The following is a 14,741-nucleotide window of genomic DNA, read 5'->3' on the forward strand; positions in this document are numbered from 1 at the left end:
ATGCCTTGTAGAATTAGCTCTAGTGGAAGTTATTAGTGAAATATAATGTAGTTAAAGTAATGATATTAAACAAGATGAAAGTGGCTCTAAATCGGTTATTCCAATGAACAAGTACACCTATGGCTGATGGATCAAGTGGTGCACCTTGGTTGATACGGGGACGACCAATTTTTTGTTGCTGCAACATTAATGGTCCTGCGAGCTCAGACTTACACCCTGCAGAAACTATGCTTAACCAAACCAGTTGATTAAATGACGATGCTTTCGCATGTTGCCACTGATGTTTTGTCACTTTGACATACTTGCCCCAATGAGGACTCGACTTAAAGACAGAGTAAATAGGCGCAATAATAACAGTCGGTAAAAACTCAATGGTGTTTTTTACTTTAAAAACGGCTTTGCCAAAGTACTGTAATTTCACATGTTTGGGCTGCCATACAATGTAAGCCTCCAGTAAGGCGCGGTACATTAACGCGGTCAAACCATCAAACAGCAAAAATAAAAGAATTGGGGTTAGCCAAAAAGACACAAAACGTTTTATTAAGCTCTCTAGGGTGAGCTTGTTTATGCCTAATTCACTTAGTCGGCTTACATCAAATTCAGTAATATGGGCCAATATAGTTCGGGCTGCCGACTTTTGACCTTGTGTAATACAAGCTTGAACGGCACTGGCTTGATTCGCCACACTTTGATAACCCAAGGCAAAATATAACAATATTGCTTGAGTCCAAATATCGTTGGTTACCGCAAACAAAATAGAGCCAAGGATAACGCCAATCAAAAACAAATAAGTGCCAAGGGCTAACCACCCCGCTAGCATTTGCTGATTTTGAGAGCCTGATTGTGCGACTTTATTTGAAATAGAACTGGCAAGCACGTTAAACATATATGCTGGGGTAAATTTACTGGCAAGTGGAAACAGCCACTCTAAAAGTAAAACCAGAGTTAAGGCAATTAACTCTGGGTAAACAGCAATTACTGAAGTGATTAATTCCATATTAAAGCTGACTTAAAATATCCAGCATAAGTGCAGAAGAGTTTTTAGAAGCAACTTCTAAATACGCATCAAAACTCATTGGCGATTCTTGTCCTGCTATGTCTGACAAAGAACGAATAACTAAAAATGGTGTTTTTAATTGATGGCAAGTTTGTGCAATCGCTGCGCCTTCCATTTCTACCGCTAGCATAGTTGGGAAACGTTCACGGGTTTGATTAATGCGTTCCGGATCACACATAAAACTGTCGCCAGTGGCAATAAGACCCACTTTACTAGTGATACCATCTAAATTGGCTATGCACTTTTGGGCAACACTAATTAATTTTTCATCGGCACTAAACGTCGCTGGCATGCCAGGTACTTGACCAAATTCATAATTAAATGCCGTTACGTCAACATCGTGGTGAACAAGTTCATTACCTACGGCAATATCACCTACCTTTAACGCAGGATCAAAACCGCCTGCAGAACCCGTATTGATAACGTACTTAGGTGAGAATCTTTCGATGACTAATGTTGTGGCTATAGTTGATGCAACTTTACCAATGCCTGACTGTACTAAAACCACATCTTGGTTATTTAGTTCACCAGAGTAAAAAGTGAAGTCAGCAATTTTTGTTTCAACTCGGTTGTTGATTTTGTCTTTTAAAATGGCAACTTCTTGTTCCATTGCACCTATGATAGCGATAGTCATATTTGACCCTTCATTATAAAATTTGTCACAGTATAAAATAAACAGCTTTGAAAGCTAACTCATTTATCTAAAATCTGAGATCAAAAAAAGGAGGGGTTACCTCCTTTTTAATAATTGTTATTTTAAAGCGTATGTTTTTATAAACTTAAGCGCATTTCTTTATGATGCTCTGGCAAATCTTGGAGCTGACAAATGTGCTTTAATTTGTGATGACGATAGGGCAGCTACTGGGCGTCTAGGAATATTGCCTTTGATAATTGGTTCAGGCGGATTAGAACGTTCTTTTTTGCCAATCTTGTACATGATGCCGCTTCTGATCTCTTCTACCTGGTAACCCGCTTTCACTTTAATTCTAATGTGCGGAATACCTGCGGCTTCTAATGCGCCATTAATAAACCAATCTTGTTTGGCTTTATGGCCACCTTTGTTGTGGTTAACTAAATCAACCGCAGCAATAATTCTGAATGTATTTGGATCGCACAATACATAATCTATATATTTTGACGATGCTTTTAATAACGCAGCACGCTTTGCTTTGGCCGACACTGAATCTTTAATATCGATAATGTCATTAAGCTTTACTCGGTTAATGATTTTAAAGTCATCGCCAACGGCTTTTTCTAATAACGCCAAGAAACCACGTTCAATGCTGGTTAAAAGCTGAGTTTTCTTTTTAAATGGATACGGATTGCTGCTGTCCATAAAGTGGGTTGCAACAAGTGCAACAGTAACGATTAACAACATTAATAGAATTAACGCCCATTCCATATAAATCTCCAAATTTTGCTTCTAAATAACTGATGCTTGAACTTAGCAGGATCAATGCCAATAAAATTTGACGCGGGAGTTTTTTTTTAAATACGGGGAAGGAATGTAGTCAATCGTTAGATTTGTTGTTGGATATAAATAAAAAAACCAGTTCAAATGAACTGGTTTTTGTTGGATGTTAGCTGTTAAATCGTAACGTTTAAATGTTAGTGATTACTCAACTTCTGGGCTAACCCAAGTTCGTTCTAATTCAGCAATCAACTCGTTTAACTCGCCCGTCATTAACGTGAAGTCGGCATCAAACTTAGCTAGATGATCGTCGCTAGCAACATCATCATTTTGTTCTTTCACTATGTCCAAGAACTTAATTTGTTTTAATGCAGCATCTTCGTTTAAGTTAAATTTGATCTTTTCTGCCCATACTAAGGCTAGTTTGTGCACATATTTGCCGTTGCTAATATGCAACTGAACTTCTTCTTCGGTCACGTCATGATTTTTTAATTTTGCCGCTGCAGCTTCTTCATCTAACGCTTTTAGCTCTATATCGTTGGCAAATGCAAATGGCGCCGGTAAGTCGTTGTTCTTGACCCAATGTGTCATAGTCACAATTAAGTCGCCATCAGGCTTGTGCGGAAGTACAGGTAATGAACCAATTGACTGGCGTAAAAACGCGAGTAAGTTTTCAGCACGATTTGCGCTGCTGGTATTAACCACAAGAATTTTCTTTTCAGGATTGATATAAGCATACAAACGGCTGCTTTTAGTAAATGCCTTTGGCAATAACTGCTGAATGATCTCTTCTTTTAAGGTTTGCTTTTCTTTCTTACCTACTTTCTGACCACGTTCATTTTGTAGCAACTGCACTTTTTCTTCTAGTGCATCTTTGATAACAGAACTTGGTAATACTTTTTCTTCGGTCTTTAAACAAACAAGGGCATTGTGGCCAGTAATATGAACCATATTCTCTGTGCCTGGAATAGCTGAAACCCAACCTTGTTTTGATTGATCTTGGCTACCACAAGGATGAAACGGATGTTCATTAAGTGATGACTCTAACACTTCATTTGATGTTTCAAAGGGCTTAGTAAATTGGTAAATAAAGGCGTTGTTAAACCACATAATTGTTTCTTATTCCATATTTGCGAGGGACAAGATAGTAACAAACAAAATTAAAAAAGGCTGCATCATTTGCAGCCTATTTTTAGTTAATCGTTATTATTAATTGATCCAATCCGTCGAGGAGGGGTCTTTTTTTATCTTAGGTATTTCTAAGTGGTAAGTGAGTCCTTTTTCTAACTCGCTTTGTGCTTCTATTTCGCCATTTAAGGTTTGCTTCACTAGGTTGTAAGCAATGTTAGTACCTAAGCCTGAACCACCTTGTTCGCGTTTAGTGGTATAAAAAGGGTCAAACAAATGACTTAATTGTTCTTTATTAATACCGTGTCCGTTGTCTTTGTATTCTATTTTAACTGTGTCGCCGCAGTCTTTAATTATAATATCAATCTGACCATGTTCACGGCCGTCAAAACCATGGATGATGCTGTTGAGCAGGAAGTTAGTGAATATTTGTGAAATTGCTCCCGCTGGTACTTTCATTTCAATATCATCAGGGCAATCAATATTGATTTTGTGTGCCGATTTTTTTAATTCAGGTTTTAACGATGTAATTATTTCGTTTAAATAATTTTTAAAGTTAATGGTTCTGGTTGCTTCACTTGCCTGGTCAACGGCGATTTGCTTAAAGCTAGCAATTAACTCACTGGCTCGGTTCAAGTTATTGTTTAACAATTCAATACTTTGATTACCTTCATCAATAAAGGTTTTCATATCAGAGGCGCTTAGTGATTTGGCATCAAACTTTTTACCTAGTTCATTAAAGCGGTCTGAAAGGTAAGTGGTTGCGGTAACACCCACACCTATTGGGGTATTTACATCATGTGTAATGCCCGCCACTAAACCACCAAGAGCGGCTAATTTTTCCGACTCTACCAATTTCCCATGCGCCATACCTAAGGTATCTATGGTGTGTTCTAGTTCTGTGGTTTTATGTACTAGCTCAGATTCAGTGCCTCGGCGAGTTTCAATTTCTTCACGCAAGGTTTTTTGCTGGGCTTCTAACTGATACTTTTGTTTTTGTAAGTCCATCATAGCTTGACTTAAGTTAGCGGTTTTCTTTGCTACTTCTTGTTCTAACATTAAGTTTTGTTGGTCAAGTCTGTCGTTGGTTTTTACCAATTGTTTTTGTGCGTGTTTAAGTTCGGTTTGTGAGCTGGATACTTTGGACATTAAGTCGTTGAACGAATGCTTGATAACAGTAAGTTCGTTTTCTTCTTCTTGGTCAATTTGTATTTGAGCATCGTCGATATTTTCCATATCGATTCTTTCAATTTTTTCAGTCAGTTCACTTAAAGGGTCGGTAAGGTATTTTTTAAAGGCGAGAGAAAATAACACCACTAAACAAATGGTTTTGATAATTGCACTGGCGATTAAAAATAAAATACTGAGCATGATGCGGCTGAAAACAATTTCCCGACTAGAGAATAAAGTTACATCGCCCACTTGTGTGGTACGGCCTGAGAATTCGAAAATTAGTGGAAAGGTGTAACCAAACAAACCATCTTTACCAGAAATTACCGCGCCAACTTCACTTAGTTCAGTTGCTTGAAAATCAACATTGTTGGCGATGCCACCCATTTGAGTGAGTAATTCACGGTTGTCATCTCTGATCAATACACCTTCAACCATAGGGATCTCTAATAAACCTTCAGAAATTGATACGACTTGTGGTGTATTCAATTCCCAAATTGCTCTGGTTAAACTGGCGCTAAAGGTTTTTTCTAGGTTACGTAATTCGTGGCTGATGGAATTTTTGGTATTGGAATAGTCGGCATAAATCTGCGCGCAGGTAACAACAAAGGTTAATATAAAATAGACTGACAATACGCTTACTAAAAGGCGTCTGGATATACTTTTACTTGGCTGCATCCGGCTAAGTTCCCTAGATTAACTTAAGTTATATAGCATTTTAGTTTCTCTAATCAATAGAGCCAAATGCTTGTCCATCATTTCCAAATCTATAATATGCTCAACATGCGTATCAAACTAGTAAATAAACATAGTTAGGCATATCAAATATATTTAACTCTCTAGTTATACCAACATACAGGGCGGATGACAAAATCATTATGGCTTTAATTGCCTATTTATTAGCAGATTGCAATCAATGCAACTATAAGTGTCATAAAAAGCACTTGACTTTTTACTCTAATAATCAGATTTTACATACATGAAAAAGAATATGTTCAACACCATTATTATTAATAACACCACCCTAACAGGGTAGTGTATTCACTGGTGCGCACAATACTTGCTAAGCCCGTGATGAATATCACGGGCTTTTGTTTAATAAAAGGAAAGTAGTTATGAAAGTTGTTAAATTTGGTGGTAGCTCGTTAGCCGGTCATGAACGTTTTGCTACAGTGGCAAACATTATTGCGGAACAAGCTCAAACCTCTATTACAACCGCAGTACTTTCCGCCCCTAAAGGCGTGACCAATCAACTGGTGGATTTGTGCGATATTGCAGAATCCGGTGCTGACTTTAAAAAGCGTTTAGCAGAACTTAAAGCGCATTTTGAACAGATAACTAAAGCGTCAAAATGTGAATCTGAACAAGAGTTACTTTTTCAAATTGAAAAACTAGTTACTGAGTTAGATAACAAATTGACTGGTGTGCAGTTATTAAAATATTGTCCGGCACACATCAAAGCGTTTGTAATAAGCCGTGGTGAAGTCTTCAGTGTTTTGCTTATGCAACAAGTGTTTAATGCGATGGGCGTGAAATCTCAAGTGTTAGAACCAACTCAATCAATTATCAGTAGCCCAGACTTTTTAAATGGCGTCGCTAATATAGAGCTAAGTCGTGCTGCCATCATGAATGAAATGCAAAGTGGTAAAGAAGTGTATTTACTACCTGGTTTTACCGCTGCCAACGAAGAAGGTCAATTAACTACATTAGGTCGTAACGGCAGTGATTATTCTGCGGCGATTGTTGCGGCTTGTTTGCATGCTGATATTTGTGAAATATGGACAGATGTTGACGGTGTATACAGCGCCGACCCAAGACAAGTAAAAGACGCGACGTTAATCGACAAATTATCTTATTCAGAAGCGATGGAATTATCTTACTTTGGTGCCAGTGTTTTGCATCCAAAAACAATTGGTCCATTAGCGCATTATAAAATTCCGTGCGTGATCAAAAATACATTAAATCCCGGTGTTAAAGGCACTGTGATAGGCACTGAAGCAAATAACACAACGCCAATTAAAGCAATTTCCAGCTTGAATGATGTTTGCATGTTGACGGTTATTGGCCCGGGCATGAAAGGCGTTGTTGGTATTGCTAGCAGAACGTTTAAAGCTATGGCAGATAAAGATATTTCCGTTGTATTAATTACGCAATCTTCATCAGAATTTAGCATCAGCTTCTGTATTTTCTCTGAACATCGTAAAGAAGCATTAGACGCTTTACATAATGAATTTGAATTAGAAATCAAAAACGGCTTACTAGACCAACCTAAAGTAAATGATGAAGTAGCGATTGTTTCTTTAATTGGTGAAGGCATGCGTCAACACAAAGGTATCGCGGCTAAATTCTTTACGTCATTAGCGCAAGCTAGAGTTAACATTTTAGCAATAGCTCAGGATAGTACTGAAAGCTCAATATCGTCGGTTGTAGAACGCCGTAAGTGTGAAGATGCGATAAAAGTTTGCCACGAAAACTTCTTCACTAAAATACCGTCAATCGACTTATTTATATTAGGTTGTGGTGTGGTTGGTGATGAATTAATTAAGCAAATAAAACGTCAACAACAGTGGTTGAAAAATCGTAATATCCGCTTAAATGTTTATGGCATTGCCAACAGTAAAAAGCTGTTGTTAAACCCTGATGGCATAAACCTAGAAAATTATAATGAACAACTGCAACAAGCAGAACCTACGTTTAGCTTGTTAAATATCAAACGCTTTGTGCAAGACAATCATTTGGTTAACCCTGTGTTAGTTGACTGTACTTCTGCCGAAAGTGTGGCGAGTCAATACGTTGAGTTTTTAGCCGCCGGTTTCCATATAGTAACGCCAAACAAAAAAGCCAACACGGGCAGCATGGCTTACTACAGCGAGCTAAGAGAAACTGCGCAATTAACTATGCGTCGCTTTTTATATGAAACAACGGTTGGCGCAGGTTTACCAGTAATAGACACACTACAAGGTTTGTTTAATGCAGGTGATGAATTGTTAGCATTTGAAGGTATATTGTCAGGTTCTTTGTCTTACATATTTGGCAAAATAGACGAAGGCGATACGTTGTCAGAAGCCACAATAGGCGCGAAAGAATTAGGTTACACAGAGCCAGATCCACGTGATGATTTAAGCGGAATGGACGTAGCGCGTAAGTTATTGATCATGGCGCGTGAATCAGGAATGGAACTTGAGTTATCAGACATAGAAATTGAATCTGTACTTGGAGATGATTTTGATTCCTCGGGTACTGTGGAAGAATTTTTAGCACGTTTACCTGAGCTAGACCCAACATTTGAAGCGCTTAACCAAAATGCTAAATCAAACGGTGAAGTATTACGTTATGTTGGTGAAATCAAAGACGGTAAGTGTAAAGTTAAAGTTGCCTCAGTAGGGCCAGATAACGCTTTGTATGCTGTTAAAAATGGTGAAAATGCATTGGCAATTCACAGTGCATATTATCAGCCAATTCCAATTGTATTGCGCGGATATGGCGCAGGTGCAGCCGTTACCGCAGCCGGTGTATTTGGCGATGTAATGAGAACATTAAGCTGGCAACAAGAAGTGATGCTTTAACTATGTCTACTGCGAATATAAAAACAGATCTTATTGGGCGCAAAGCATCGGCTTATGCGCCAGCCAGTACAGGCAACGTGAGTGTTGGTTTTGATTTATTGGGCGCGGCATTAATCCGTGTAGACCAAAAACCTTTGGGTGATACGGTTCATGTTGAATTTGCAGAGCAAGACCAGTTAATAAACTCAGGTGAATTTGCTCATGTGTGCCCACCAGATAAAAATCAGAACTTAGCTTGGATAGCATATTCGCTATTTAAAAATAAATTAACCAACCCTGAGCAATTTCCAGCGGTAAAGATGGAGCTCGTTAAGTCTTTGCCTGTTGGGAGTGGTTTAGGTTCAAGTGCTTGTTCTGTCGTGGCAAGTTTAACAGCGTTAAATCGTTTGTTCGACTTCCCATATACTGACCAAGAATTATTGGTGTTAATGGGTGAAGTAGAAGCAGGTGCCAGCGGCGACTTACATTATGACAATGTAGCGCCAAGTTATTTTGGTGGTTTGCAGTTAATGAGTCCGCATCAAGATACTCCTGTGATTAATCTGCCAAACCCAGATTCATGGTATTGGGTTGTGGCATTCCCTGGCTTTTCATTGCCGACCAAAGAAGCAAGAGAAGTATTACCAAAACAAGTTGATAAGTCGGTTGCTATCGACAACGCACAATACTTAGCTGCGTTTGTCGCTTATTTGTATCAAGGTGAACAAACCTTGGCAGCGAAAACCATTAAAGATGTTATTGCTGAACCATACCGAGCTGACTTAATTGCTGGATTTAAAACGTCAAAGCAATACTTACTAGCACAAGATGCCTTAGCGGTTGGTATATCTGGAGCCGGACCTACGCTGTTTGCGTTAACCACAGATTTGACCAAAGCTCAGCAATACAAAGAATACCTTGAGCAAAACTATATCCTTGCAGATAAAGGATTTGTTCATATTTGCCAATGTGCAACATTGGGTGCAAAAGACATTCAGGTCGGATAAATAGTCGACTGAGTGCCATTCACCTATTAAATTAATTTAAGACGTAGAAAGAGGTAACCATGCTGTTAGAGAATATAAAACATAATGATCAGCAGGTAAGTTTTGAGCAAGCGGTTAAACAAGGTTTAGGCCGCGACCAAGGTTTATTTTTTCCAAAACAGATAAAACCATTGTCTAATGTTGATGAGTTATTGGCATTACCATTTGTTAAACGCAGCAGCATAATACTGTCGCATTTAATGGATAATGAAATTAGCCAAGCCGACCTAGAAGTGATGCTAACCAAAGCGTTTGAGTTTTCAGCTCCGCTTAAATACGTTAACGACAATATCTACAGCTTAGAATTATTTCATGGCCCAACGTTAGCATTTAAAGACTTTGGCGCACGTTTCATGGCGCAGTGTTTAAATCAGTTTAATCAACAAGGTGAGTTAACTATCTTAACGGCGACATCGGGTGATACTGGTGCAGCTGTTGCCCATGCGTTTCATGGCATAAAAGACATTCGTGTGGTTATCTTGTATCCAGAAAACAAGATCAGTCGCTTACAAGAGAAGATGTTTTGTACCTTAGGCGACAACATTGAAACTATCGCTGTAAAAGGCACGTTTGATGATTGTCAGTCGCTAGTAAAAGCGTCGTTTGAAGACGCTGAGTTACGCAAAGAAATTGGTCTGAATTCAGCCAACTCTATCAACATCAGTCGTTTATTTGCTCAGGTTTGTTATTACTTTGAAGCGGTTGCTCAGCTTCCTTTAGAGCAACGTGATAAGTCAGTATTCTCAATTCCAAGTGGTAACTTTGGTAACTTAACTGCTGGCATTATTGCCAAAGTATTAGGTTTACCAATTAAACGCTTTATTGCCGCGACTAATGAAAACGATACCGTGCCTCGTTTCTTATCAACCGGTGATTGGGATCCTAAAGCAACGGTTGCCACGCTTTCAAATGCCATGGATGTAAGTGAACCAAATAACTGGCCGAGAATTCAGCACATGATGGACTTAGGTTGGTTTGATAAGAACTTACTTTCTTCAATCATGATTGACGAAGACTCAAGTCAATTAGCGGTTAAGCAACTTTATAAAAATGATTACGTGTCAGAGCCACATGGCGCTATTGCGTATAAAGCATTAAAACACGGTTTGGCGGAAGATGAAGTTGGTGTGTTCTTAGGCACAGCGCATCCTGCTAAATTTAAAGAAAGTGTTGAGAATATTCTAGGTGAGTTAATTCCATTACCACCAGAATTAGCAGCTGTTGCCGGATTACCAATATTATCCGAAACAATGGACGCCGACTTTGATAAACTACGCGCGTATTTAACTGCATAAGTTAATGAACACTCTTTAGGGGCTAAGGTTTAGATGCTCGTAGCTCGTAGCTCGGGTCTCGTAGCTCAAAACTAGAAACTCGCAGCTCGAGTCTCGTAACTCGAACCTCGGTTCTCGAAACTCGAAACTCGCAGCTCGAAACTCGAAACTCTGACGCTTGTAGGTGTTTATTAACAATATGCACCTGCAGCGTTTTTTGTTTTTTAAATACAAATAAAACGCCACGTATTTTAAACAGCTAAGGCGAAAAGTCTCATGTCATTAACCTGGTCATCAGTAATAGCTCAAGAGCAGCAACAAACTTACCTTAAAGATACCTTAACCACAGTTGCTCAAGAAAGAGCGCAAGGGATTGATATTTTCCCGACCGATGAAGACGTATTCTCTGCCTTTGATTTAACCGCCTTAAAAGACGTTAAAGTAGTGATCCTTGGTCAAGACCCTTATCACGGCGTTAACCAAGCTCACGGCTTGGCATTCTCAGTAAAACCCGGTATTAAAGTTCCACCGTCACTGCGTAATATGTACAAAGAATTAGCCACTGACATAGATGGATTTACTATTCCGACACACGGCTATTTGGTGGACTGGGCAAAGCAGGGCGTTTTAATGCTAAATACCGTTTTAACCGTACGTTCAGGACAAGCACATTCACATAAACATCTTGGCTGGGAACAATTTACTGACAAAATCATAAGCACTTTAAACGAACAAAGAAGCGACTTAGTCTTTTTACTGTGGGGCAGTCATGCTCAGAAAAAAGCCGCGGCAATCGACAGCAATAAACACCATGTATTAAACGCACCACACCCATCACCACTATCTGCCCATCGCGGCTTTTTTGGCTGTAAACACTTCTCCAAAACCAATGAGATATTGGCCAAGCAGGGACAGTCTCAAATAGATTGGCAACCTAAACATGTATTGGATGATGCTCAAGTACAGGATCGAGGCCAGAAGCTAAAGCAAGAACAAAGACAGCAAAGCTTGTTGTGATGTATTTCTATTAGTGTTTAGAAAGAAATAAAGCTGGTCCCAAAAGGCGTGTACTTTTCTATAGGAGATAAATCGAGTGTATAAAGCAAACGTATTAGTTAGCAAAACCAATTGCTGTAATATCGTGTAATAACAATATTGAATTAGATAAGGTATGTTTCTTTAATTGTAGAATGAGCTTGATTAGGCTTGTTGCGTAATACTTTAAATAGCTGTGTTATTTTTAGTTAATTATAAAGGAAATCAAAGTGTTAAATATATTTCTAAAGTTCTGTACCTATGGCTTTTTAGGCCTCAAAAATCTATTTCGTAATAGTAAATATGTGTGTGTTGTTATTGCTTTTACTCTGACTTTATCTGCTTGTAGCAAAAATAATTCCGATACAACAGCCCCAACCGATACAACAGACACAACCGATACAACAGACACAACCGATACAATAGCCCCAACCATCACATCTGGAACGGCAGCAGCTATTGATGAAAACAGCGGTGCAGCGCAAATTATTTACACAGTAACCTCGGATGACAGCGCAGCAACATACGCATTATCTGGGACTGACAGTGCATTATTTACAATTGATGCCAGCACAGGTGCCGTGACATTAACCGGTAATCCAGATTTTGAAGTTAAAAGCAGTTATAGCTTTACGGTAACCGCAACGGATGCGGCAGGTAATGACTCGTCAATTACAGTTACACTAACAATAAATGATAAAACCGCGCCAACCATCACATCAGGAACGACAGTGGCGGCTATTGATGAAAACAGTGGTGCAGCGCAAGTTATTTATACCGCAACATCAGATGACAGCGCAGCAACCTACACATTATCTGGCACTGACAGTACATTATTTACAATAGATACCAGCACTGGTGCCGTCACATTAACTGGTAATCCAGATTTTGAAGTCCAAAGCAGTTATAGCTTTACGGTAACCGCAACGGATGAGGCAGGCAATAGCTCTTCACCAATCGCAGCAACATTGGCAATAAATGATATTGCTTTAGCTCCGTTTAGTCTTGGTAGTATTGCCCCCTCATCAGGTGAAATTAAAGAAATGACGTTAACTTGGGACTCTGCGGCTTTAAGTGCTGAGCAAAGTATCGCTTATACTATATGCGAAAAAGACACCACAAAAGATAACAATTGTAATGAATTAACCTCAGTAACGGATGTATTAACCGCCAATACTACGGTAAGTAGTTTGGTGGATGCAATATCAGCGGATTATTTTGTTTTAGCGTCATTTAAAGGTGAATTTGAACCCTCTTCTGAAGCTAATTTAAGCGCAGATGATGTAAATAAAATGATTGGTTACTTTAAAGCCTCTAATACTAGTGCAGGTGATTTTTTTGGTCATAGCGTTGCATTAAGTGGTGATGGTCATACCTTGGCGATCGCGGCTTACTTCGAAAATAACAGTGCCAGCGGTGTTATTACCGACAAATCAGAGGTTAACGGTGATAAAGATGGCCTAACAACAAATAACTCTGGTGCTGTTTACCTATTCAGTAATAGCAGTGGTAAGTGGGTACAAACGACTTATGTTAAAGCCTCTAACCCTGGAGCGGGTGATAATTTTGGAGAAAGTGTAGCGCTTAATAATGATGGTACTATTTTAGCGGTTGGTGCTGTTTATGAACAAAATAGTGCATCTGCGGTTGGGGTTATTACCGACGGCTCAGAAACTTCCGATGATAATGGGGGGGAAGCTTTCTCAGGTGCTGTGTACTTATTCAATAAGAATAATGATGTTTGGGCGCAAAGTGCTTATATAAAAGCCTCTACCCCTTTAGAGAATGGTACCTTTGGCGTTAGTGTTAAGTTAAGTGGAGATGGTACTATTTTAGCTGTTGGAGCTGATGAACAATCACTATCAGGCACAAGCCCAGGCCCAGGTGCAGTATATTTATTTAGTAATAGTGATGATGTTTGGACGCAAACCGCTTATTTAAAAGCCTCTAACCCTGGAAATGGCGATCGTTTTGGTTACAGTATTGCATTGAGTGATGATGGTGCAACGTTAGCAGTAGGCGCTTACCAAGAAGATAACAATGTAACCGGTGTCAATACCGATGGTTCAGAAATTGCCGGAGATGTTGCACATACTGTTAACGCAGGAGCGGTGTATTTATTCAATAAGAGTAGTGATGTTTGGTCACAAACGGCTTATGTAAAAGCCTCTAATACTGGTAGTAGTGACAATTTTGGTTACAGTGTTGCATTAAGTGGTGATGGTGCAACGTTAGCGGTAGGCGCTTACAACGAAGATTACAGTGTGACTGGTGTAACTACGAATAGCCCGACAGTTCATAACATAGATGATGGGGCCACTGAAAGAGCTGGTGCTGTGTATTTATTCAATAAGAATAATGATGTTTGGTCACAAACGTTTTATGTAAAAGCCTCTAACACTGAAGAAGAAGATGGTTTTGGTTACAGTGTTGCATTAAGTTTTGATGGTGCAAGGTTAGCGGTAGGTGCTTACGCAGAAGATAACAGTGTAACCGGTGTCATTACCGATGATTCAGAAGTTGCTAGAGATGTTATTTTAGAAAGTGACGCTGGAGCCGTGTATTTATTCGATAAAAGTAGTGATGTTTGGTCACAAACAGCTTATGTAAAAGCCTCTAACACTGAAGAAGAAGATGGTTTTGGTAGCAGTCTTGCATTAAGTGGAGATGGTGCAACGTTAGCGGTAGGCGCTCCGCAGGAAGATAATGCTGCGACTGGTATAATCACCGATGGTTCAGAGAATGGAGTCACTGGAACGGGAGATACTGGTACGTCTAATAATGCTGGTGCAGTTTACGTTTATTAAGTAAATGGCTGATGTTGCAGTTTGGCGCTTAGTTCTTAGTTTTATGTGAATAAAGAGTTAACGTTTAGCTTTAAATAAGAAAACGTACTTAATGTAAAAACAAAAAAACGAGGTGTTGATTTTAATTTTTATTCTCAACCTCGTTCTCGTTTTAAATACAAAAGCCCATTCTGAAAAGACTGGGCTTTTTGTTTTGGGTTCGTTTATTTTGTATGCTAATTCTAAAGTTAACTAAACTTTTGCCGAAAAAATAAATAATATAATACGT

The 14,741-nt window shown here is 39.1% G+C and carries 10 protein-coding genes; 5 read left to right on the forward strand and 5 right to left on the reverse strand.

What is annotated here, in order from left to right; translation table 11 throughout:
- Window positions 1–19 precede the first annotated feature (19 nt).
- The 5 genes from BTO11_RS07515 to BTO11_RS07535 all read right to left on the reverse strand — a co-directional run bounded on the left by BTO11_RS07515 (window position 20) and on the right by BTO11_RS07535 (window position 5,444).
- Window positions 20–997 carry a cobalamin biosynthesis protein gene (locus tag BTO11_RS07515; RefSeq protein WP_105052021.1) on the reverse strand — a complete coding sequence of 326 codons (978 nt, stop codon included), beginning with the start codon at window positions 995–997 and terminating at the stop codon, window positions 20–22.
- 1 nt (window position 998) lies between these two features.
- Window positions 999–1,691 carry a 5'-methylthioadenosine/S-adenosylhomocysteine nucleosidase gene (gene mtnN / locus BTO11_RS07520; RefSeq protein ID WP_105052022.1) on the reverse strand — a complete coding sequence of 231 codons (693 nt, stop codon included), beginning with the start codon at window positions 1,689–1,691 and terminating at the stop codon, window positions 999–1,001.
- Between the two features lie 159 nt (window positions 1,692–1,850).
- Window positions 1,851–2,459, reverse strand: coding sequence for a DUF2726 domain-containing protein (locus BTO11_RS07525; protein WP_105052023.1), 609 nt, complete (start codon window positions 2,457–2,459; stop codon window positions 1,851–1,853).
- A 213-nt stretch (window positions 2,460–2,672) separates the two neighbouring features.
- The gene (gene rdgC / locus BTO11_RS07530) at window positions 2,673–3,578 is read right to left on the reverse strand and encodes a recombination-associated protein RdgC (RefSeq protein WP_105052024.1); all 906 of its coding nucleotides are present in this window, start codon (window positions 3,576–3,578) and stop codon (window positions 2,673–2,675) included.
- Between the two features lie 99 nt (window positions 3,579–3,677).
- Complete coding sequence (locus tag BTO11_RS07535; protein WP_105052025.1) at window positions 3,678–5,444, reverse strand: sensor histidine kinase; 1,767 nt, start codon at window positions 5,442–5,444, stop codon at window positions 3,678–3,680.
- A 437-nt stretch (window positions 5,445–5,881) separates the two neighbouring features.
- Here BTO11_RS07535 and thrA point away from each other — a divergent pair, with 437 nt between their 5' ends.
- The 5 genes from thrA (at window position 5,882) to BTO11_RS07560 (ending at window position 14,473) form a co-directional block, all read left to right on the forward strand.
- The gene (gene thrA / locus BTO11_RS07540) at window positions 5,882–8,332 is read left to right on the forward strand and encodes a bifunctional aspartate kinase/homoserine dehydrogenase I (RefSeq protein WP_105052026.1); all 2,451 of its coding nucleotides are present in this window, start codon (window positions 5,882–5,884) and stop codon (window positions 8,330–8,332) included.
- A 2-nt stretch (window positions 8,333–8,334) separates the two neighbouring features.
- Window positions 8,335–9,318 carry a homoserine kinase gene (gene thrB, locus BTO11_RS07545; RefSeq protein WP_105052027.1) on the forward strand — a complete coding sequence of 328 codons (984 nt, stop codon included), beginning with the start codon at window positions 8,335–8,337 and terminating at the stop codon, window positions 9,316–9,318.
- A gap of 59 nt (window positions 9,319–9,377) precedes the next feature.
- A complete protein-coding gene (thrC, locus tag BTO11_RS07550; protein WP_105052028.1) occupies window positions 9,378–10,652 on the forward strand; it encodes a threonine synthase in 1,275 nt (424 codons plus the stop codon).
- 255 nt (window positions 10,653–10,907) lie between these two features.
- The gene (gene ung, locus BTO11_RS07555) at window positions 10,908–11,648 is read left to right on the forward strand and encodes a uracil-DNA glycosylase (RefSeq protein ID WP_105052029.1); all 741 of its coding nucleotides are present in this window, start codon (window positions 10,908–10,910) and stop codon (window positions 11,646–11,648) included.
- Between the two features lie 248 nt (window positions 11,649–11,896).
- Complete coding sequence (locus tag BTO11_RS07560; RefSeq protein ID WP_105052030.1) at window positions 11,897–14,473, forward strand: cadherin domain-containing protein; 2,577 nt, start codon at window positions 11,897–11,899, stop codon at window positions 14,471–14,473.
- Window positions 14,474–14,741 lie beyond the last annotated feature (268 nt).

Source organism: Psychrosphaera saromensis (genome assembly GCF_002954545.1).
Lineage (GTDB): Bacteria > Pseudomonadota > Gammaproteobacteria > Enterobacterales > Alteromonadaceae > Psychrosphaera > Psychrosphaera saromensis.

What these genes read in the sequence shown, in the direction of transcription:
- BTO11_RS07515 (WP_105052021.1), bottom strand. Translation starts at nt 997, where the DNA reads ATGGAATTAATCACTTCAGTAATTGCTGTTTACCCAGAGTTAATTGCC.
- thrC (WP_105052028.1), top strand. Translation starts at nt 9,378, where the DNA reads ATGCTGTTAGAGAATATAAAACATAATGATCAGCAGGTAAGTTTTGAG.
- thrA (WP_105052026.1), top strand. Translation starts at nt 5,882, where the DNA reads ATGAAAGTTGTTAAATTTGGTGGTAGCTCGTTAGCCGGTCATGAACGT.
- mtnN (WP_105052022.1), bottom strand. Translation starts at nt 1,691, where the DNA reads ATGACTATCGCTATCATAGGTGCAATGGAACAAGAAGTTGCCATTTTA.
- ung (WP_105052029.1), top strand. Translation starts at nt 10,908, where the DNA reads ATGTCATTAACCTGGTCATCAGTAATAGCTCAAGAGCAGCAACAAACT.
- thrB (WP_105052027.1), top strand. Translation starts at nt 8,335, where the DNA reads ATGTCTACTGCGAATATAAAAACAGATCTTATTGGGCGCAAAGCATCG.
- BTO11_RS07535 (WP_105052025.1), bottom strand. Translation starts at nt 5,444, where the DNA reads ATGCAGCCAAGTAAAAGTATATCCAGACGCCTTTTAGTAAGCGTATTG.
- rdgC (WP_105052024.1), bottom strand. Translation starts at nt 3,578, where the DNA reads ATGTGGTTTAACAACGCCTTTATTTACCAATTTACTAAGCCCTTTGAA.
- BTO11_RS07525 (WP_105052023.1), bottom strand. Translation starts at nt 2,459, where the DNA reads ATGGAATGGGCGTTAATTCTATTAATGTTGTTAATCGTTACTGTTGCA.